Raw genomic sequence first — 20,375 nt, forward strand, 5'->3', positions numbered from 1 at the left:
GCATTCCGGCGCGTTCACCGCTGTTCCGCACTCCCGGCGCCCCGGCGCACGACCGCGAAGGTCTGCTGGGCGATCTCCAGCTCCTCGTCCGTCGGCACCACCGCGACCTTGACCCGGGAGGAGTCGGTGGAGATCAGCCGGGGTGTGCTGCCCCGCACGGCATTGCGCACGGAATCCACCTCGATTCCCAGGGAGTCCATGCCCGCCAGTGAGGCCGCGCGCACCGCGTCGTCGTTCTCGCCCACCCCCGCGGTGAACACGACGGCGTCCACCCGGCCCAATACCGCGTAGTAGGCACCGATGTATTTCCGCAGCCGGTGGACGTAGATGTCGAACGCGAGCCGGGCCTCGGCGTCGCCCTCGTCCATTCGGCGCCCGATTTCCCGCATGTCGTTGTCCCCGCACAGGCCCAGCATGCCGCTGCGGCGGTTGAGCAGGGCGTCGATCTCGTCGATCGACATGCCGCCCACCCGGTGCAGGTGGAAGATCGCGGCCGGGTCGATGTCGCCCGAACGGGTGCCCATGACCAGGCCCTCCAGCGGCGTCAGGCCCATGGAGGTGTCCACGCAGCGCCCGCCGGCCACGGCCGAGGCGCTGGCGCCGTTGCCCAGGTGCAGCACGATCACGTTCACCGCCTCGGGCGAGGCGCCCAGCAGCTGCGCGGCGCGGCGCGAGACGTACTGGTGGGAGGTGCCGTGGAAGCCGTAGCGGCGCACCTGGTGGGCGTCGGCGGTGGCCTTGTCGATCGCGTAGCGGGCGGCGTACTCCGGCATGCCGGCGTGGAACGCGGTGTCGAAGACGGCCACCTGCGGCAGGTCGGGCCGCAGCTTGCGGGCCACCTCGATGCCGGTGATGTTGGCCGGGTTGTGCAGCGGCGCCAGCGGGATCAGCTCGCGCAGCTCGTCGACGACCTCGTCGGTGATCAGCGTCGGCTCGGTGAAGCGGGTGCCGCCGTGGACGGTGCGGTGCCCGATCGCCGCCAGGCGCGGCGAGTCCAGCCCCAGCCCGTCCTCGGCCAGCTCGTCCGCGACGGCGCCGAGCGCGGCGGCGTGGTCGGGGAACGCCTCGTAGCGCTCGCGCCGCGGCTGACCGGCGGGCTCGTGCTTGATCCGCCCCTGCGGCTCGCCGATCCGCTCGACCAGGCCGGAGGCGAGGCGGGCCCCGTCGGCCATGTCGATGAGCTGGTACTTCACGGACGAGGAGCCGGAGTTGAGCACCAGCACCCGGGTCGCGTCGCTCATGCCTGGGTCTCCTTGCGTGCGGCGGCCGCCTGCTGGGCCTGGATGGCGGTGATGGCCACGGTGTTGACGATGTCCTGGACCAGCGCGCCGCGCGAGAGGTCGTTGACCGGCTTGCGCAGCCCCTGGAGCACCGGGCCGACGGCGATCGCGCCGGCCGAGCGCTGCACGGCCTTGTAGGTGTTGTTGCCCGTGTTCAGGTCCGGGAAGATCAGCACGCTCGCCTGCCCGGCGACCGCCGACCCCGGCAGCTTGGTCGCGGCCACGGACTCGTCGACTGCCGCGTCGTACTGGATCGGGCCTTCGACCAGGATGTCCGGCCGCTGCCCGCGCACCAGCTCGGTGGCCTTGCGGACCTTGTCCACGTCCGCGCCCGAGCCGGAGGTGCCGGTCGAGTAGGACAGCATCGCCACGCGCGGGCTGACGCCGAAGCGGGCGGCGGTCGCCGCGGACTGGATCGCGATGTCGGCCAGCTGCTCGTCGTTCGGGTCCGGGTTGACCGCGCAGTCGCCGTAGACGAGGACCTTGTCGGCCAGGCACATGAAGAAGACCGAGGAGACGATCTTCGCGTCCGGCGAGGTCTTGATGATCTCGAACGCCGGGCGGATCGTGGCGGCCGTGGAGTGCACCGCGCCGCTCACCATGCCGTCCGCCAGGCCCTCCTGGACCATCAGCGTGCCGAAGTAGGAGACGTCGGTGACCACGTCCAGGGCCAGTTCGACGCTCATGCCCTTGTGCTTGCGCAGCTCCGCGTAGACCTCGGCGAAGCGGTCGCGCAGCGGGGAGGTGACCGGATCGATCACCCGCGCCCGGGCACGGGAGGCGTTCGTGCTGTCGGCGACGTCGAAGGAGATGTTCAGGCCCAGCTCGGCGACCTTGCGGCGGACCGCGTCCTCGGCACCGAGGAGGGTGAGGTGGCAGACGTTGCGGCGCAGCAGCACCTCGGCCGCCCGCAGCACCCGCTCCTCGGCGCCCTCGGGCAGCACGATCTCGCGCAGCGCCGCGCCGCGGGCCCGCTCCAGCAGCTCGTGTTCGAACATCATCGGGGTGACCCGCTCGCTGCGGCTCAGCTCGATCCGGTCCGTCAGTTCGGCGGTGTCGACGTGCAGTTCGAACAGGCCAAGGGCGGTCTCCGCCTTGCGCGGGCTGGCCGCGGTCAGGCGCCCCTCCAGCGTGGAGAGGTCCATCGCGGTCGGGTAGCTGCCCTCCTGCACGGCCAGCACGGGGGTGCCCGGGGCGAGGCGCGCGGCCAGCTTCATCACGTTCGGGCCGGGCGTCTCGCCGAGCGTCAGCAGCACGCCCGCGATCGGCGGCGCGCCGGCCGCGTGGGCGGCGAGGGCGCCGATCAGCAGGTCCGCGCGGTCGCCCGGGGTGATCACCAGGCAGCCGTCGGAGAGCGCGTCGAGGAACTTGGGCAGCATCGCGCCGCCGAAGACGAACCTGCGCACGTCGCGGGCCAGGCCCGCAGGGTCGCCGAGGACCACCTCGGCGTGAGTGGCCTCGGCCACCTGGGTGACGGTGGGCGCGGAGAGCGCCGGGTCGTCAGGGATCACGTAGCAGGGCACGTCCGGCTTGTTGGTCAGGCGCCGGGTGATCGCCTGCTTGTCGCCCGGCGTGACCCGGTTGGCGATCATCGCGAGGACGTTGCAGCCCAGGTCGGTGTAGGAGCGGTGGGCGTTGCGCACCTCGTTCACCACGGTGTCCGCGGTCTCCCGGTGCCCGCCGATGACGGGCAGCACGCTCGCGCCGAACTCGTTCGCCAGGCGCGCGTTCAGGGCAAGCTCGTCAGGGATGTTGGTGGACGCGAAGTCCGTCCCGAGGACCAGTACGGCCTCGCAGGCGCGCTCGACCGCGTGGAAGCGGTCCACGAGCTGGCTCACCAGCTCGTCCTGCCCGCGCTCGGCCTGGAGCGCGGCGGCCTCGTCGTAGCTCATCCCGTACATGGCCTCGGCCGGAAGGTCCAGCCGGTACCGCCCGCGCAGCAGCTCCACGACGTGGTCGGTGGGCGGGTGCACCAGCGGCCGGAAGAGGCCGACGCGGTCGACATGGCGGGTCAGCAGCTCCATGACCCCGAGCTCGACCGCTTGCCGGCCGTCCCCTCTGCCGATTCCGGTCACGTAGACACTGCGGGCCACCGAGGCACTCCGTTCCAAAGTCGCTGTTCGAGCGGCTTCGAGACTACCTTCGCATTTCGGGCAGTGGGGGGCTCGCGGAGGAACTGATGACCAAGGTCCCGAGGGTCCGCTATCTTGTATCAAGCAGTTGATACAAGAGTGACGGGGGCGTTGGGTGAACAGGGTCGGCGTGGGTCAGGACCTGCTGCGGTGGGGTGGGCTGGCGATCGGGGTGGTGGCGGCCGCATGGGCGTCGGGGCAGGGGGAGCTCGGGCTCGGGACCATGCTGGCACCGACCCTGCTGGGCCTCGGCGCGGTGCTCGGCGCCCTGGCCGCGGACGCCACCGCACCGCGCCCGACGGGCACCGTCCGGGTGGCCGGGCTGACGCCGCGTCGGATCAGGGACTTCGTCCCGCGTCGGGCCGTCGCCGCGCTCGGTGTCTGCGCGGCGGTCCTGGTGGCGCTGCTCGCCGTCGCCGGCGCGGTGGCGAGCCCCGACGACCTGGGCCGATCAGGCCGGGCCTTCGCCTACGGCTGCGGTGACGTCGCCGCTCTGAGGGGCCCGTGGCCGGGCTTCTTCTACGGAGTCCCGCTCCTCGCGGCGCTGGCGGTGGCGGGGACCGGCTCGCTGCTGGCACTGCGCCGGATCGCCCGGAGGCCGACCGTCGACGAGGCCTGGCGTCGCGCGGGCGCCTCGCGCGTGACGGCCGGATGGGGGTTGCTGGTCACGGCGTCCCTGGCGGGCGTCTCGCTGGCGATGTCCGGTGCGCTGAGCGACCTGCCGTGCGGCGGCGCGGGCGCGCTGGACGCGGCGTCGTTCGGGCTGGGCGCCGTCGCCGTGCTGTCCGGCGCCGGGGCGGTGGCGTGCGGAGTCGCGTTGTGCAGGCGGGGATGAGCGCTACTCCCGCGCTGCGCGTCGACACGACCTCACCGGTCCCGCCCTACGAGCAGATCCGTGCCCAGCTCGCGACGCTGGTCGCCTCCGGCGGTCTGGCGGAGGGTCATCGCCTGCCGCCCGTACGCCAGCTCGCCGCGGACCTCGGCCTGGCGGCCGGCACCGTCGCCCGCGCCTACCGCGAGCTTGAGGCCGCAGGCCTCGTCACCACGCGCCGCGCGGCGGGCACCCGCGTCGCCGTGGGCGCGGCTCCGCCGCCGGACCGACTCGCCGAGCTGGCCACCCGGTTCGCCCGCGACGCCCGGTCCCTGGGCGCGAACGCGGACACCGCCCTCGCGGCCGTCAGGGCCGCGTTCGGCGCGCAGCGCCCCTGAGGCGAAAGGCTCCGCCGGTGTGCGGCTCCTCCCCCGGCCTTCGGCCGGGAGGTGCCCCTGCGTGGGTGCGAGCAACCACTGACGAGCGGATGGCCCTGCGCGTTCGGGGCTCTACCTGCGTGGGAGAGGCACCTCCCGGCCGAAGGCCGGGGGATTGTCGCGCAGTTCGTCGCGCCCGTGAGGTGGTGCGACGTCCACTCTGGCGCGGAGTCAGCCGCCGAGTTGGGCGTGCCAGTGCTGGAAGAGGGCCATCGCGTCGCCGCAGTAGGCCCACGGGACGCGGGCCGGGCGGTCGCGCAGGAGCGCGGAGATCTCCTTGGCCTCCGGCATGAGGCCGGCGAACACCAGGCCGTGCAGCAGCAGGTTGAGATCGGCCACGTCCTGAGCGAACTCGATCGTGCTGCGGTGGGTGATCCACTGCCGCAGGGTCCCGTGCAGGGCCTGGACGGCGACCTCGTGGGTCCAGTGGTAGGTGAGGCCGACGGCCGACTCGCCCTCGGTGGCGAGGCGGTGCCGGTAGTGCTCGGCCCGCGCGGCCTGGGTGAGAGCCGCGAGCGGTGAGCCCGCCGGGGCGAACGCCGCGCTGTCGCGGGCGAAGTTGTACATCTCGCCGTAGCTGCCGTGCCAGCGGGCGGACAGGTGGCGCAGCACCTGGTGGTGGCCCTCGCGGTTGAACTGGTCGCGGGCCTGGAGTTCGCGCCACCAGTGCCACACGTGGGGGTGGCCGTCGGCGTAGAGGCGGGCGAGGGTCATCAGGGAGACCCAGGGGACGGGGTCCGTGGGGTGCCGCTCCGCCGCCTGCAGGCAGATGCGGGCCACCCGGTCCAACTCACGTCGGTCCAGCGCGTCCTGACTCGGTGGTGGGGTGCCGTTCTGGTTGCTCGTCTCGGCGACGGCCAGGAAGAGGCGCTGGACCTCCGTCTCGGCCCTGAGCACCAGCGCGTCGGGGTTGTTCGGCTCCGCGACCTGCCACGACTCGACCGTGCGGGTCGCGGCCGCGGTGTCGGCCAGCAGGCGCATGCGGTGCGTGCGCCGGTCCCAGTCGCGACCGGTGTCGCGGAGCAGGTCGCGGGGGCCCTGCCAGCGGCCGACCACCAGGTCTCGGCGGGCCGTGGCGAGATCCTGGTCCCCGTATGTCGGGTCGAACTGCGGTGCGCTGCTGCGACGTGATGATCGGGCCATGTCGGCGACTCCTGAACCCTTCCGAAAGCGGAAAGCCGACAACCGGCAGTCGGGTGACTGCCGGTTGCCGTGCTGTGGATATGAGGTGCTGGTGGTGCCGGTGGTGCCTGGTCCTGCCTGGTCTGGCCGGGTGACGAACGGTGGTGACGGTGCTACAGGTCGGTCGCGACCGAGCCCGAGTTGCTGGAGGAGCTGACGGTCAGCGTCGAACCGCCGAACTCGGCGTCGACCGCGTCGGCGAGCGCCGCGTCCAGGCGGGCGCCCGGGTTGGTGTAGAACTCGCTGCCCTTGGCCCAGTAGAAGGCCAGCGGGATGATGCCGAGCGCGAGTGCGCCGAGGCCGATCGCGATCACCTCGCCGCTGAGGTTCATGCAGTTCTCGATGAAGAGGAAGCCCATGAAGAGCGCGCCGGCGCCGGGCCAGATGCCGACGAAGAGCGCGTTCGAGGCGGACTTGAAGAGCACCTTGCGGTAGGCCACGACGACCGCGATGCCGGCCAGCGCGTAGTAGACGCAGATCTGCAGGCCGATCGCGTTCACCGCGTCGGTGAGGATGGTGCCGACGTTGCCGACCTTGGCCGAGGCGACGAAGAGGCCGAGGGAGATCACCACGACGACGGCGATCGCCACGTACGGGGTCTGCCAGCGGGAGTGGGTCTTGCCGAAGGCGCTGGGCAGGGTCTTGTCGCGGCCCATGGCGAAGAGCGAGCGGCTGATCTGGATCAGCGTCGTCTCCAGGGTGGCGATGGTGGAGAGCACCACGGCCAGGACCATGATCTTGCCGCCCGCGCCCGGCATCACGACGTTGCCGAGGTCGCTGAGGAAGGTGCCGCCGGCGATCTGCTTGTCCGTCACGTTCATGTTGAGCGCGATGGTGAAGATCTCGAAGACCGCGAAGACGGCGGCCACGCCGAGCAGGCCGCCGAGGCCGGAGTTGCGCTTGGAGTCGGTGGTCTCCTCGCTCAGGTTGGCGGTGACGTCCCAGCCCCAGAAGTAGAAGGCGGCGACCAGCGCCGAGGCGGCGAAGCCGCTCATGCCGCCGAAGTGGCCGAAGCCCCACAGGTAGGAGAGGTGGAACGCGGCACCCGGGCGGTGGTGGAACAGGGCGAGGATGCCGAAGATCGCGAGGATCGCGATCTCGATGCCCGTCATGATCCACTGCGCGTGCGCGGTGATCCGCGCGCCGAGCAGCACCAGCAGGGCCATGATCAGGAAGACGAAGGCGCCGACGCCGATCGCGGCCCAGGTGTTGCCGGCCAGGCTCGCGGAGAAGAGCGAGAGCGTGTACTGGCCGGCGGGCAGCGACCCGGCGACCATGAAGATCAGCGCGGAGACGACCAGCGACCAGCCCGCCGCGAAGCCGAGCGAGGGGTGCAGGGCGCGGCCGACCCAGGAGTAGCTGGCACCGGCGTTGACGTCCAGTCGGCCGAGGTAGTTGAAGGCCCAGGCGATGCCGAGCATGGGTATGGCGCACCACAGCAGCGCGGCGGGGCTGAACAGGCCTGCCGCTCCGAGCAGTGCGGCGGAGCTGGCGGCCAGCGAGTACGCGGGGGCGCTGCCGGCGACGGCCATGACGACGGTGTCGAAGGAACCGAGGACGTTGGCCCGCAGGCCGCCTCTCGCCTCGGTCGGGGTGTACTCGCTCAACGGAACCTCTCCTGCGGCGGCCGAGGGTGTGGGGAGGGAGTTCTCGGCCGGCGACTGGTGGGACGGAAGTGCGGGGCACGGCACGGGGGAATGCTGAGCCGCACTCAAGCAGGTGTGATCGCGAGCTGGGCAACAGCCTTGTGACGTCTGTGTTTCCGGAAGCGGGGTCGCCGTTCGGACACCTCTGGTGCCAGCGCGTGCCACATCGTGCCGGTAGCCGACCGAGGCTGGCAATGGTTTGGCGGAATTCGTTTAGCAGGCTTCCTGGATTGCGGATTCAGTGGCGAGTTCCGGACTTCGAGCCGGAATCCGTTGCAGACCGGCGTGGCCCGCGAGTGAACTCGCGGGTAACTCCGCCGGCCTGCCACGCCTGCGGGGCGCCGGGCAGGCGCCCCGCAGGTCACACCCGTCTCAGACGCCCCACTCCGCACGCAGCGCGGCCAGGGCGCTGTGGAACTCGGGGAAGGTCTTCCGGACGCAGGCCGGGTCGTCGAGGGTGATGCCGGGGGTGCGCAGGCCGGTGACCGAGAACGACATCGCGATGCGGTGGTCGCCGTGGCAGGCGATCTCCACCGGGCCGGTGGGGCGGGCGGGCTGGATCTCGATCCAGTCGCGGCCGGTGGTGACCGGGACGCCGAGGGCGACGAGGTTCTGCTCGCAGGCGGCCAGCCGGTCGCACTCCTTGATGCGGGTGTTGTAGACGTCCTCGATCCGCACCGGCCCGTCGGCGAAGGGCGCGATGGCGGCCAGGGTGGGCACGGTGTCCGAGATGTCGCGCATGTTGACGGTGACGCCGCGCAGCCGGCCGGTGCCGGTCACCGTGGTGCCCTCGGCCGTGATCGAGACGTCGGCGCCCATCTCCCGCAGCACCTCGGCGAAGCGCAGGTCGCCCTGGAGCGAGTCGGTGCCCAGGCCCGGGACGGTGACGGTGTTGCCGGTCAGCGCGGCGGCGGCGAAGACGTAGCTCGCGGTGGAGGCGTCCGGCTCGATCAGGTAGTCCGTCGCCGTGTAGGGCACCGGCGGGACGACGAAGGTGTCACCGACCCGGTGGGCCGGGTTGCCGAAGCGGTTCATCATCGTGAGCGTGATCTCCACGTACGGCACGGAGACCAGGTCGGTGACGGTGATCTCCAGGCCCTGCTCGGTCAGCGGACCGGTCAGCAGCAGCGCCGTGAGGAACTGCGAGGACAGGCCCGCGTCCAGGGTGAGCGGGCCGCCCTTGATGCCGGACGCCTCGATCCGCAGCGGGTGGTGGCCCTCCGTCAGCTCGTGGGTGAGGTCGACACCGAGCTCGCGCAGCGCCTGCGTCAGCGGGCCGAGCGGGCGGCGGCGCATCTGCGCGGACGCGTCGAAGCGGAACGAGCCGTGCCCGGCGGCGGCGAGCGCCGGCAGGAACCGCGCGGTGGTCGCGCCGTCGCGGCAGAAGACGTCCGCCTCGGTGACGGCCGGCCCCTGCGGGCGGCCCTCGATCGTCCAGACCCCCGGCTGCCGGTCCACCGCGTAGCCGAGGGAGATCAGGCCCTCGGCGAACCCCTCCGAGTCGTCGGAGAGCAGCGGCTGCCGTAGCGTGGTGGTGCCGTCGGCCGCCGCCGCCAGGTAGAGGGCGCGCGCGGTGACGGACTTGGAACCGGGGATCTGGACGACGGTCATGCGGCCGAGGATACGGCCGCAGGACCGGTTTACGCAGGGCTCAACCAGATAGTGGAAAGCGGCGGAAGGGTCAGTTCGGCGCTGGTGTCACGGCCGTTCCACGCGACCTGCTCGGCCTTCACCGGATCGGGGTTGCCGACGCCACCGCCGCCGTAGACCCCGGTGTCGGTGTTCAGGATCTCCAGCCAGCGCGCGTCGCGCACGTCCGCCCGGACCGTCGGCAGGCCGACGCGGTAGCCGTGGCGGACGACCGGGGACATGTTGCTGACGCAGACCAGCGGGCGTCCCTGGGCGTCGTGCCGGACGAAGGAGAAGACGTTGTCCTCGGCCGCGCCGCCGTCCAGCCACGAGAAGCCGGCCGGGTCGGCGTCGAGCTGCCACAGCGCCGGGGTGTCCAGGTAGAGCCGGTTCAGGTCGCGGACCAGGTCGCGGACCCCCTCGTGCTCGGCGTGGGCGGGCCAGGCCGGGTCGAGCACCCACCACTGCGGGCCCTCCTTGTGGTCCCACTCCGCGCCCTGGGCGAACTCTGCCCCCATGAACAGCAGTTGCTTGCCCGGGTGGGCCCACATGAAGCCCAGGTAGGCACGGTGGTTGGCGCGCTGCTGCCACCAGTCGCCCGGCATCTTGGAGACCAGCGCGCGCTTGCCGTGCACCACCTCGTCGTGCGAGATCGGCAGGACGTAGTTCTCGCTGTAGGCGTAGACCATGGAGAAGGTCATCTCGTTGTGGTGGAACTTGCGGTGCACCGGCTCATGGCTCATGTAGACGAGCGAGTCGTGCATCCAGCCCATGTTCCACTTCAGGCCGAAGCCGAGGCCGCCGTGCTCGGTGGGGGCGGTCACCCCGGGCCAGGCGGTGGACTCCTCGGCGATCGTCACGATGCCGGGGCAGCGCCGGTAGACCGTGGCGTTCATCTCCTGCAGGAACCGTACGGCGTCCCAGTTCTCGCGCCCGCCGTGCTCGTTGGGCGCCCACTCGCCGTCCTCGCGGGAGTAGTCGAGGTAGAGCATGGAGGCGACCGCGTCCACCCGCAGGCCGTCGACGTGGAATTCCTCACCCCAGTGGACCGCGTTGGCCACCAGGAAGTTGCGTACCTCGGCCCGGCCGTAGTCGAACTCCAGGGTGCCCCAGTCCGGGTGCTCGGCCCGGCGCGGGTCGGCCGGCTCGTACAGCGGCTCGCCGTCGAAGCGGGCGAGCGCGAACTCGTCCTTGGGGAAGTGCGCGGGCACCCAGTCCACGATCACGCCGATGCCGGCCTGGTGCAGCTTGTCCACCAGGTACCGGAAGTCGTCCGGGGTGCCCAGGCGCGAGGTCGGCGCGAAGTATCCGGTGACCTGGTAGCCCCAGGAGCCGTCGAACGGGTGCTGCATCACCGGCATGAACTCGACGTGGGTGAAGCCGAGGTCGCGGACGTAGGGCGGCAGCTCGTCCGCGAGCTGCCGGTACGTCAGCCCCGGTCGCCAGGACCCGGGGTGGAGCTCGTAGACGCTCATCGGGGCCTGGTGGTGCGGCAGCCTGCCACGGGTCGCCATCCAGTCGGCGTCGTGCCAGTCGTAGCGGGAGGAGGTGACGACGGACGCCGTCGCCGGCGGGATCTCCGCGCGGCGGGCGAGCGGGTCGGCCTTCTGCAGCATCCGGCCGTCGCGGGTGGCGATCTCGTACTTGTACGTCGTGCCCTCGGCCAGGCCCGGCACGAACAGCTCCCACACGCCGTTGGCGCCGAGAGAGCGCATCGGGTGCGCGGCACCGTTCCAGCCGTTGAAGTCGCCGATCAGCCGGACTCCGGAGGCGTTCGGCGCCCAGACCGCGAATGCGGTGCCCATGACGCCCTCGACCAGACGCGGGTGCGAGCCGAGCGCCAGCCACAGCTGCTCGTGGCGGCCCTCGGAGATCAGGTGCAGGTCGGTCTCGGTCAGGGTGGGCAGGAAGCGGTAGCCGTCCTCCTGCTGGTGCTCCTCGCCCGCGTAGGTGACCTGGAGCAGGTAGCCCTCGACGGCGGACGCCTTCGGCAGCAGACCGGTGAAGAGCCCGTCCTGCTGGTGGGTCAGCTCGAACCGCTCGACGCCCGTGTCCACGACCACCCGCTCGGCCAGGGGACGCAGCACGCGTACGGCGGTCCCGTACACCGTGTCGTGCGCGCCGAGCAGCCCGTGCGGGTCGTGGTGCCACCCGCCGACCAGCCGCTCCACCTCCCCGGGCGCGAGCGGCGCCTCGGGCACCGGTCGCACCGCCGCGCCGGAGGCGAGGACCGCCCCCGGCGCGGGCAGGCCGACGTCGGCCAGGAACTCGGCCGTCGCGTCGGGGCTCGGGCTCGGGGTGGCTCCCGGCAGCGGCGCGGGACCCCCGCCGTTCGGGGCGTTCGCTCCCAGGAAGGTGGCGGGTACGTCGAACCGGGTCACGATCTATGCCTCCGTCGAGGTGTGGCGTGTCGAGGTCGGGGGTGTCGAGCCGGGGCTGGTCAAGGTGGCGTGGTCGGTCGGGGCGAGCGGTGCGGTGGGGGTCGTCGCCAGGCGGGCGCAGGCGGCGAGGGGGATGACCACCCAGTCGGGGCGGTGCCGGGCCTCGTAGACCACCTCGTAGACGGCCTTGTCCGTCTCGAAGGCGCGCAGCAGCACCGGGTCGAGGGTCGGGTCCTCCGCGCCCGTCGCGGCGTAACCGGCGACGAAGGCCTCCCGGTTGCGGGCCGCCCAGGCCGCGGCGACGGCCGGGTCCGCGAGGCGGGCGTGGGCCGCCGCGTAGTCGAAGGAACGCAGTATCCCGGCGACGTCCCGGACGGCGGGCTGCGGCAGCCGCCGCTCGTCCAGCGTCTTGGCGGGCTCGCCCTCGAAGTCCAGCAGCACCCAGCCGCGCGAGGACCGCAGCACCTGTCCCAGGTGCAGGTCGCCGTGGACGCGCTGGGCCCGCAGCCGCAACCCGTCGCGGGCCGCGGCGGCGAGGTCGCGGAAGATCTGCCGCAGCGCGTCCCGGTGCTTACCGAGTGCCGGCACGGCGAGGCAGGCCGCGTCCAGACGCAGGGCCATGGTCTCCGCCATCGCCTCGACCTCGGCCCGGCGCAGCACCGTCACCGGCAGGCTGCGCGCCAGCGCGAGGTGCACGTCGGCGGTGGCCCGGCCGAGGAGAAACGACTCTGCGGCGAAGTTGCCGACCCGGGACGGGTCCGCGTCCAGCAGGTGGATCTGGCGCAGCGCCAGCTCCCAGCCGTCCTCGGCGTCGCGCAGGAAGTGCGTGAGCACGCCCAGCGTCGCCGGGGCCTGGTCGGGGGCGTCCGGCAGCTCCGACTCGAACCAGGCCAGCGGGGCCGGGATGCGGCTGCTGCCGGCCCGGCCGAGGGCGAGCGAGAGTTCCAGATCGGGGTTGAGACCGGGGGCGACCCGCCGGAACAGCTTGAGGATCGCCGCCTCCGCGGCGCTGCCGCCGTCGTAGATGATCGAGGTGTTGGACTGCTCGGCCGTGCTGACCCGGCCGGGAGCGGCGGCCGGAAGGCGTGCGCCGAGCGTGGAGAACCGCAGCGGACCGAGCCGTTGCGGTGCGGTCAGCAGCGCGAGCAGTCGACGTGTCAGTGCCGGGTCGTAGGCTGCGTCGTAGGCGACCAGCCCGTCGTGCGGGCCGCTGGTGATCCTGCCGATCACGGCGTCCTTCGGGACGGCCGCGCCGTGCAGGCCGGGCAGCCCGTCGGGGTGGGCGCCGAGCAGCAGCTGGTACACGTCGACGACGGGCGCGCCGCCGCCGGAGTGGCGCTGCTCCACGCGCAGCAGCAGGTGCAGCAGGGTGCCGGTGGCCCGGGCTAGCCCGGTCGGGCCGGGCAGCAGGGTGATGCTGAGCGGGGTGATCGTGGTGATCGGGTGGCCTTTGCCCGCGAACCAGCGCTGGCGCGGCAGCCAGTCGCGCAGCAGGGGCAGGGCTGCCTCGACGAGGGGGCGGTAGCCGGCCGCTGGAGTGGGCGGGACCGGCGTGGTCACGGCACGCGGGCGGGAGGTGTCGGACATGTCTCCCTTTCCCCGGAAAGACCGGTACAACCGGCGATGAGGGCGGTCATCACCGGTTGAACCATTTTTCCCGGAACGGACGGACGTGGCATCGTCGGCACGCCCGGCGGAGGACGGCGTTGCGCAGGACGGGGGACGCGGCGTCGGCTAGGACGGGCCCTGGGGGCGAGCGTGCGTTTGAACAGCGCTCAGTCGTGCGGGTCCGTCGCCCGGGCGCAGCCGGAACCAGTAGAAGCCGTGCCCCGCCAGGGTGAGCAGGTACGGCAGTTGGCCGATCGCGGGGAAGCGGACCCCGCCGATCAGCTCGACCGGGTGCATGCCCTCGAACTCGCGCAGGTCCAGCTCGGTCGGCTGGGCGAACCGCGAGAAGTTGTTGACGCACATGACCAGGTCGTCGCCGTAGGAGCGCAGGTAGGCGAGGACGGCCGGGTTGCTGGACGGCAGCTCCGCGTAGGAGCCCAGCCCGAAGGCCGGGTTGAGCTTGCGGAGCTCGATCATCCGGCGGGTCCAGTGCAGCAGCGAACTGGGGTTCGCCATCTGTGCCTCGACGTTGGTCACCTGGTAGCCGTAGACCGGGTCCATGATGGTCGGCAGCGAGAGCCGGCCCGGGTCGGCCGCGGAGTAGCCCGCGTTGCGGTCCGGCGTCCACTGCATCGGCGTGCGGACGCCGTCGCGGTCACCGAGCCAGATGTTGTCGCCCATGCCGATCTCGTCGCCGTAGTACAGCACGGGCGAGCCGGGCAGGGAGAGCAGCAGTGCGGTGAACAGCTCGATCTGGTTGCGGTCGTTGTCCAGGAGCGGGGCGAGCCGGCGCCGGATGCCGACGTTGGCGCGCATCCGCGGGTCCTTGGCGTACTCCGCGTACATGTAGTCGCGCTCCTCGTCGGTGACCATCTCCAGGGTCAGCTCGTCGTGGTTGCGCAGGAAGATGCCCCACTGGCAGCCGGAGGGGATGGCGGGCGTCTTGGCGAGGATCTCGGAGACGGGGTAGCGGCTCTCGCGTCGCACCGACATGAAGATGCGCGGCATGACGGGAAAGTGGAACGCCATGTGGCACTCGTCGCCGCCGGCGGAGAAGTCACCGAAGTAGTCGACGACGTCCTCGGGCCACTGGTTGGCCTCGGCCAGCAGCACCGTGTCCGGGTACTCGGCGTCGATCTCCGCGCGCACCCGCTTGAGGAACTCGTGCGTCGCGGGGAGGTTCTCGCAGTTGGTGCCGTCCTCGGCGTAGAGGTAGGGCACGGCGTCCAGGCGGAAGCCGTCGATGCCGAGGTCCAGCCAGAACCGCAGCGCCGCCAGCATGTCCTCCTGGACCTTGGGGTTCTCGTAGTTCAGGTCCGGCTGGTGGGAGAAGAAGCGGTGCCAGAAGTACTGCTTGCGGACCGGATCGTAGGTCCAGTTGGAGGTCTCGGTGTCGACGAAGATGATGCGGGCGTCCTGGTAGAGCTTGTCGTTGTCCGCCCACATGTAGTAGTCGCCGTAGGGGCCGTCCGGGTCGGTCCGGGAGGCCTGGAACCACGGGTGCTGGTCGCTGGTGTGGTTCATGACGACGTCGATGATGATCCGCATGCCGCGCTGGTGGGCGGCGTCGACGAACTCGACGAAGTCCGCGAGGTCCCCGAACTCGGGCAGCACGGCGGTGTAGTCGGCCACGTCGTAGCCGCCGTCGCGCAGCGGCGAGGCGAAGAACGGGGGCAGCCAGAGGCAGTCCACGCCGAGCCACTGGAGGTAGTCGAGCTTGGCGGTCAGACCCTTCAGGTCCCCGATGCCGTCCCCGTTGCTGTCCTGGAAGGACCGGACCAGGACCTCGTAGAAGACGGCACGCTTGAACCACTCCGGGTCGCGGTCGCGCTGCGGGGTGTCGGCGAAGGTGTCGGGGACGGGTTCGTTGACGATCACTGAGCGGCCCTCCGGACCGTGAGGATGTGTGCCGGCATGGTGTGGGGGTCGAGCCGGACGTAGTTGTGGCGTCCCCACCGCCAGACGGCACCGGTCAGCTCGTCCATGACCTCCCACTCGCCGTCGCCACCGAAGGTCTCCGGGTCGAGGGTGAGCGTGCCCGCCTGTGGCTGCTGCGGGTCGAGGGTGACGACGGTCAGCACGGTGTCCTCGCCGCGGCTCTTGCTGTAGGCGAGGAGCTGGTCGTTGTCGGTGGGGTGGAACCGCAGGTTGCGGAGCTCCTGCAGGCAGGGGTGCGCGCGACGCAGCCGGTTGAGGGTGGTCAGCAGCGGCGCGAGCGTGTCCGTGCGCGACCAGTCGCGCGGACGGAGCTGGTACTTCTCCGAGTCGAGGTACTCCTCGGAACCGGGCTTCGCGGGGGCGCCCTCGTAGAGCTCGAAGCCGGCGTAGACGCCCCAGCTCGGGGCGAGGGTGGCGGCCAGGACCGCGCGGATCGCGAACGCGGCCCGACCGCCCTGCTGGAGGTAGGCGTGCAGGATGTCGGGGGTGTTGGTGAACAGGTTGGGCCGCATGTAGGCGGCCGCGTCCCCGGAGAGCTCGGTCAGGTACTCGGTGAGCTCCTGCTTGGTGGTGCGCCAGGTGAAGTAGGTGTACGACTGGTGGAAACCGACCTTGGCGAGGGTGTGCATCATCGCCGGACGGGTGAACGCCTCGGCCAGGAAGAGCACGTCCGGGTCGCTCTTGGCGATCTCGCCGAGCACCTTCTCCCAGAAGACGACGGGCTTGGTGTGCGGGTTGTCGACGCGGAAGATCCGCACGCCGTGGGACATCCAGTGGCGCAGCAGCGACACCGTCTCGGCGACCAGGCCCTCGAAGTCCCGGTCGAAGTTGATCGGGTAGATGTCCTGGTACTTCTTGGGCGGGTTCTCGGCGTAGGCGATGGTGCCGTCGGCCCGCTCGGTGAACCACTCCGGGTGCTTCTCGACCCAGGGGTGGTCGGGGGAGCACTGGAGCGCGAAGTCGAGGGCGATCTCCAGGCCGAGCTCGGCCGCGCGGGCGGTGAACGCGTCGAAGTCCGCCATGGTGCCCAGGTCGGGGTGGATCGCCTCGTGCCCGCCCTCGGGGGAGCCGATCGCCCAAGGCGAGCCGACGTCGAACGGCCCGGCCTCCAGGGTGTTGTTCGGGCCCTTGCGGAAGGCCCGGCCGATCGGGTGAACGGGCGGCAGGTAGACCACGTCGAAGCCCATGGCGGCGACGGCGGGCAGCCGCTCGGCGGCGGAGCGCAGGGTGCCTGCGACGGGGGCGTGACGGCCCGTCGGGTCGACCTTGGCGCCCTCGGAACGGGGGAAGAACTCGTACCAGGAGCCGTACAGCGCGCGCGGCCGGTCGACCTGGAGCGGCAGCGGCCGCGAGGCGGAGACCAGCTCACGCAGCGGATGCCGGGTCAGCGCACCGCGCAGCTCCGGCGTCAGGGCCGCGTCGAGGCGTTCCATGGGAGGCAGCCCGGACTCGCGCAGCAGCTCGGCGGCGGCCAGGACCTGCGCCTTGCCGTCCTTCTTCGGGACGCCGGCGGCGGCACGGTCCAGCAGCAGCGCGCCCTCCTCCAGCATCAGGCCGGGCTCGACGCCTGCCGCGATCTTGATCCGGGCAGCGTGCTCCCAGGTGGCGACCGGGTCGGCCCAGGCCTCCACCGTGTAGGTCCAGCGGCCGGGGGCGGCCGCGGTGATCTCGGCCCCCCAGCGGTCGCTGCCGGGGGCGAGCTCGCGCATCGGCGTCCACGGGCCGCTGCGGCCGCGCGGATCGCGCAGCACCACGTTGGCCCCGATCAGGTCGTGGCCCTCGCGGAAGAGCGTCGCACTGACCTCGAAGACCTCGCCGACCACGGACTTGGCCGGGCGACGTCCGCAGTCCACCGAGGGGCTGACATCCAGTACGGGAATACGGCCGATCATTTGGGGCTGGTCGTCCTTTCGTGCGGGCATCACGCAGGGCGGGGGCTGGTAAAGCCAAGGTAAAGCGAATGCGGGGTGGGGATGGTGCAGAAGTCAGGACAAAAGGGGTGCCGCAGGGCGCCGGGGAGCCCGACGGAGAACCAAAGCGTGGAGCCGTAAAGGGGGTGACGCACAGTGATGGTGACGCTGAGTGAGGGGTGGTGCCGAGGGTGGTGCGGCGGCGCGGGAGCCCTACTGAGAGGCGTCGGGGGGCGACCAAGAGAGCCTTCCCCAGCCTCACCGCTCGGCAACCTGCCACCTGTCGAACGTCATCGTGTTGACAACGATCGCGCGCGAGGAGTGGACACGCAGAACCACCGGTTCCACATCACCGGCGTGCAGGTCGGCGCGTCCGTTCCGACCTGCTTCGATCGTCGCACCGAACGCGGGTGCTACGTGCCGGTAGCGGAGCATTTCGGCCACGGATCAAGGCAGTTGGTCGCACATGGTTGGACAGCCGTGTGTCGGTGTCGTGAATTCCTACGATCGTGCGCTCCCGCACTCCGGCGTGCGCCCGCGCGCGCCGTACCCCCGGAAGAGTGAAGCGCGGCGCCGCCGATCGCACCAATGCGCCGAACGGCGGCAGTGCGCCCCGCGAGCAGTCGGCGACGGCCTTGCCGCGCGGCTATCTTCGGCTGGGTGAAGGCAATCCGACGTTTCACGGTCCGCACCGTCCTGCCCGAACCGCTCCAGGCCCTCGGTGAGTTGGCACTCAACCTGCGCTGGTCCTGGCACCCGGAGACGCGTGAGCTGTTCCGCTCGGTCGATCCCGAGGTGTGGGAGGCCACCGGCTGCGACCCGGTCCGCCTGCTCGGGGCGGTCTCCGGACAGCGGCTGTCGGCGCTCGCCGCCGACCGGCGCTTCCTGCGCCGGCTGCACGACGCCGAGGAGGACCTGCGCGACTACCTGACCGGTCCGCGCTGGTACCAGCAGCAGCGGGGCCGTGAGCTGCCCGCCGCCATCGCCTACTTCTCGCCCGAGTTCGGCATCACCGCCGCCCTTCCGCAGTACTCCGGCGGCCTCGGCATCCTGGCCGGGGACCACCTCAAGGCCGCCAGCGACCTCGGCGTCCCCATCATCGGGGTCGGCCTGCTCTACCGCCACGGCTACTTCCGTCAGTCGCTCTCCCGCGACGGCTGGCAGCAGGAGCGCTACCCGCTGCTCGACCCGAACGAACTCGCCGTCAGCCTGCTGCGCGAGGCCGACGGCAGCCCGAGCACCGTGGCCCTCACCCTGCCGGGCGGGCGCGCGCTGCACGCGCAGATCTGGAAGGCCCAGGTCGGCCGGGTGCCGCTGCTCATGCTCGACTCCGACATCGAGGAGAACGACGCCCGCGCCCGCGACGTGACCGACCGCCTCTACGGCGGCGGCAGCGAGCACCGGCTGCTCCAGGAGATGCTGCTCGGCATCGGCGGTGTGCGCGCGGTGCGCACCTTCTGCCGGCTCACCGGACACGCCGACCCCGAGGTCTTTCACACCAACGAGGGACACGCCGGCTTCCTCGGCGTGGAGCGGATCCGCGAACTCACCCGTCCGGGGGACGAGGGCGGCGCCGGGCTCGACTTCGACGCCGCCCTGGAGGCGGTCCGCGCCGGAACCCTGTTCACCACTCACACGCCCGTTCCCGCCGGGATCGACCGGTTCGAGCGGCAGCTGGTGCAGCGCCACTTCGCGGGAGCCGCCGCGTCCGCGGCGGCCGGCCCGGCCGAGGGACTGCCCGGCGTACCCGTCGAGCGGGTGCTCGCGCTGGGCGCCGAGAGCTGGCCCGGCGGCGATCCGGCGCTGTTCAACATGGCGGCGATGGGCCTGCGCCTGGCCCAGCGCGCCAACGGCGTCAGCCTGCTGCACGGCCAGGTCAGCCGGGGTATGTTCAACGGCCTGTGGCCGGGGTTCGACACCACCGAGGTGCCGATCACCTCGATCACCAACGGCGTGCACGCCCCCACCTGGATCGACCCCGAGGTGGTCCGTCTCGCCGCGCGCGAGATCGGCCCCGAGCGGATCGACGACGCCATGGTGCTCGGCGAGTCCCGCCGCTGGGACGGCATCGAGGCCATCGCCGACGCCGAGATCTGGGAGCTGCGCCGCCGCCTGCGGGCCCAGCTCGTCACCGAGGCCCGCGCCCGCCTGCGCGCCTCCTGGCGTCAGCGTGGCATCGGCGACGCCGAGTTGGGCTGGACGGGTGACGTACTCGATCCGGACGTGCTCACCATCGGCTTCGCCCGGCGGGTGCCCTCCTACAAGCGCCTCACGCTGATGCTCCGCGACCCGGAGCGGCTGAGCTCGCTGCTGCTGCACCCCACCCGCCCGATCCAGATCGTCGTCGCGGGCAAGGCCCACCCCGCGGACGACGGTGGCAAGGCGCTGATCCAGAAGCTGGTCGCCTTCGCCGACGACCACGCGGTGCGGCACCGGATCGTCTTCCTGCCCGACTACGACATGGACATGGCCGCCAAGCTCTACCCCGGTTGCGACGTCTGGCTGAACAACCCCCTGCGTCCGCTGGAGGCCTGCGGCACCTCCGGCATGAAGGCCGCGCTCAACGGCGCGCTCAACCTCTCCGTCCTCGACGGCTGGTGGGACGAGTGGTACGACGGCGCCAACGGCTGGGCGATCCCCACCGCCGACGGCGAGGTCGACGAGGACCGGCGCGACGAGATCGAGTCCGGCGCCCTGTACGACCTGATCGAGCACCAGGTCGCGCCGCGCTTCTACGAGCACGACGCGTCGGAGCTGCCGCGCCGCTGGATCCAGATGGTCCGGCACACGCTCGTCACCCTGGGCCCGAAGGTGCTGGCGGGCCGGATGGTCCGCGAGTACGTCGAGCGTCTCTACGCCCCGGCGGCGGAGTCCCAGCGGGCGCTCGCCGCGGCGGGCGAGGGCGGCCTCGTCTTCGCGGGGGCCCGGGAGCTGGCGGAGTGGAAGAACCGCATCCGCTCCCGCTGGTCGCAGGTCCGCGTCGAACACGTCGAGGCGGCGGGCGGCGCGGACGCGCCGGAGCTCGGCTCGACGCTCGCCCTCCGGGTCCAGGTCCACCTGGACGGGCTGGACCCCTCCGACGTGGACGTCCAGGCGGTCTCGGGCCGGGTGGACGAGCGGGACGTCATCTCCGACGCGACCACGGTGCCGTTGAAGCCGGCCGACCGCGCCGACGTGGACGGCCGCTGGCGCTACGAGGGCCCGCTGGAGCTGAGCCGCACGGGTCCGTTCGGCTACACGGTCCGCGTCCTCCCGAGCCACAGGCTCCTGGCGTCGGAGGCGGAGGTGGGCCTGGTGGCCCTCCCTGTGGAGAGCACGGGCCTCTCGGACGGCGTCCTGCGGTAGTCGCACTCTGCGCAGGGGCGCGAGGCCGCACATCGGTGCGGCCTCGCGCCCCCATCGGTTAACCAAGAGGACACGT

At 71.9% G+C, this 20,375-nt stretch carries 13 protein-coding genes; 3 read left to right on the forward strand and 10 right to left on the reverse strand.

Annotated features, from left to right (window positions below):
- Positions 1-14: 14 nt before the first annotated feature.
- Positions 15-1,241 (reverse strand): acetate kinase, encoded by a 1,227-nt coding sequence (locus tag ABH931_RS33205; protein ID WP_370121794.1) that lies wholly within the window; start codon positions 1,239-1,241, stop codon positions 15-17.
- On the reverse strand, positions 1,238-3,373 hold the full coding sequence (pta, locus tag ABH931_RS33210) for a phosphate acetyltransferase (RefSeq protein WP_370121797.1): 2,136 nt from the start codon (positions 3,371-3,373) through the stop codon (positions 1,238-1,240). Before pta ends, ABH931_RS33205 begins: the two co-directional genes overlap by 4 nt.
- A 154-nt stretch (positions 3,374-3,527) precedes the next feature.
- On the opposite strand from pta, the gene ABH931_RS33215 reads away from it, so the two are divergent.
- Entirely contained in the window at positions 3,528-4,247 is a 720-nt protein-coding gene (locus ABH931_RS33215; protein WP_370121799.1) for a hypothetical protein, read from the forward strand.
- Positions 4,244-4,621, forward strand: a complete 378-nt coding sequence (locus ABH931_RS33220; protein ID WP_370121802.1) for a GntR family transcriptional regulator — start codon at positions 4,244-4,246, stop codon at positions 4,619-4,621. Before ABH931_RS33215 ends, ABH931_RS33220 begins: the two co-directional genes overlap by 4 nt.
- Positions 4,622-4,831: 210 nt before the next feature.
- On the opposite strand, the gene ABH931_RS33225 is transcribed toward ABH931_RS33220, so the two are convergent.
- The 8 genes from ABH931_RS33225 to ABH931_RS33260 form a co-directional block, all read right to left on the reverse strand.
- Complete coding sequence (locus tag ABH931_RS33225; protein ID WP_370121805.1) at positions 4,832-5,803, reverse strand: hypothetical protein; 972 nt, start codon at positions 5,801-5,803, stop codon at positions 4,832-4,834.
- Positions 5,804-5,955: 152 nt separating this feature from the next.
- Positions 5,956-7,449 (reverse strand): APC family permease, encoded by a 1,494-nt coding sequence (locus ABH931_RS33230; protein ID WP_370121807.1) that lies wholly within the window; start codon positions 7,447-7,449, stop codon positions 5,956-5,958.
- Positions 7,450-7,860: 411 nt separating this feature from the next.
- On the reverse strand, positions 7,861-9,099 hold the full coding sequence (aroA, locus tag ABH931_RS33235; protein ID WP_370121809.1) for a 3-phosphoshikimate 1-carboxyvinyltransferase: 1,239 nt from the start codon (positions 9,097-9,099) through the stop codon (positions 7,861-7,863).
- A 29-nt stretch (positions 9,100-9,128) separates the two neighbouring features.
- The gene (gene glgB, locus ABH931_RS33240; RefSeq protein WP_370121812.1) at positions 9,129-11,498 is read right to left on the reverse strand and encodes a 1,4-alpha-glucan branching enzyme; all 2,370 of its coding nucleotides are present in this window, start codon (positions 11,496-11,498) and stop codon (positions 9,129-9,131) included.
- A 3-nt stretch (positions 11,499-11,501) separates the two neighbouring features.
- On the reverse strand, positions 11,502-13,085 hold the full coding sequence (locus tag ABH931_RS33245) for a maltokinase (RefSeq protein WP_370121814.1): 1,584 nt from the start codon (positions 13,083-13,085) through the stop codon (positions 11,502-11,504).
- Between the two features lie 147 nt (positions 13,086-13,232).
- Positions 13,233-14,984, reverse strand: a complete 1,752-nt coding sequence (gene treS / locus ABH931_RS33250; RefSeq protein WP_370121817.1) for a maltose alpha-D-glucosyltransferase — start codon at positions 14,982-14,984, stop codon at positions 13,233-13,235.
- The gene (locus tag ABH931_RS33255; RefSeq protein WP_370121820.1) at positions 14,981-16,936 is read right to left on the reverse strand and encodes an alpha-1,4-glucan--maltose-1-phosphate maltosyltransferase; all 1,956 of its coding nucleotides are present in this window, start codon (positions 16,934-16,936) and stop codon (positions 14,981-14,983) included. The genes treS and ABH931_RS33255 overlap by 4 nt, the downstream gene beginning before the upstream one ends.
- A 276-nt stretch (positions 16,937-17,212) precedes the next feature.
- A complete protein-coding gene (locus tag ABH931_RS33260) occupies positions 17,213-17,398 on the reverse strand; it encodes a hypothetical protein (protein WP_370121823.1) in 186 nt (61 codons plus the stop codon).
- Positions 17,399-17,614: 216 nt separating this feature from the next.
- On the opposite strand from ABH931_RS33260, the gene glgP reads away from it, so the two are divergent.
- Entirely contained in the window at positions 17,615-20,299 is a 2,685-nt protein-coding gene (gene glgP, locus ABH931_RS33265; RefSeq protein WP_370121825.1) for an alpha-glucan family phosphorylase, read from the forward strand.
- Positions 20,300-20,375: the final 76 nt, after the last annotated feature.

Source organism: Streptacidiphilus sp. MAP12-33 (genome assembly GCF_041261265.1).
Taxonomy (GTDB): domain Bacteria; phylum Actinomycetota; class Actinomycetes; order Streptomycetales; family Streptomycetaceae; genus Streptacidiphilus.

Bases quoted from the DNA above. Each gene is read 5' to 3' on its own strand.
- aroA (WP_370121809.1), bottom strand. From the start codon at position 9,099: ATGACCGTCGTCCAGATCCCCGGTTCCAAGTCCGTCACCGCGCGCGCC.
- ABH931_RS33245 (WP_370121814.1), bottom strand. From the start codon at position 13,085: ATGTCCGACACCTCCCGCCCGCGTGCCGTGACCACGCCGGTCCCGCCC.
- ABH931_RS33225 (WP_370121805.1), bottom strand. From the start codon at position 5,803: ATGGCCCGATCATCACGTCGCAGCAGCGCACCGCAGTTCGACCCGACA.
- ABH931_RS33205 (WP_370121794.1), bottom strand. From the start codon at position 1,241: ATGAGCGACGCGACCCGGGTGCTGGTGCTCAACTCCGGCTCCTCGTCC.
- ABH931_RS33255 (WP_370121820.1), bottom strand. From the start codon at position 16,936: ATGATCGGCCGTATTCCCGTACTGGATGTCAGCCCCTCGGTGGACTGC.
- ABH931_RS33220 (WP_370121802.1), top strand. From the start codon at position 4,244: ATGAGCGCTACTCCCGCGCTGCGCGTCGACACGACCTCACCGGTCCCG.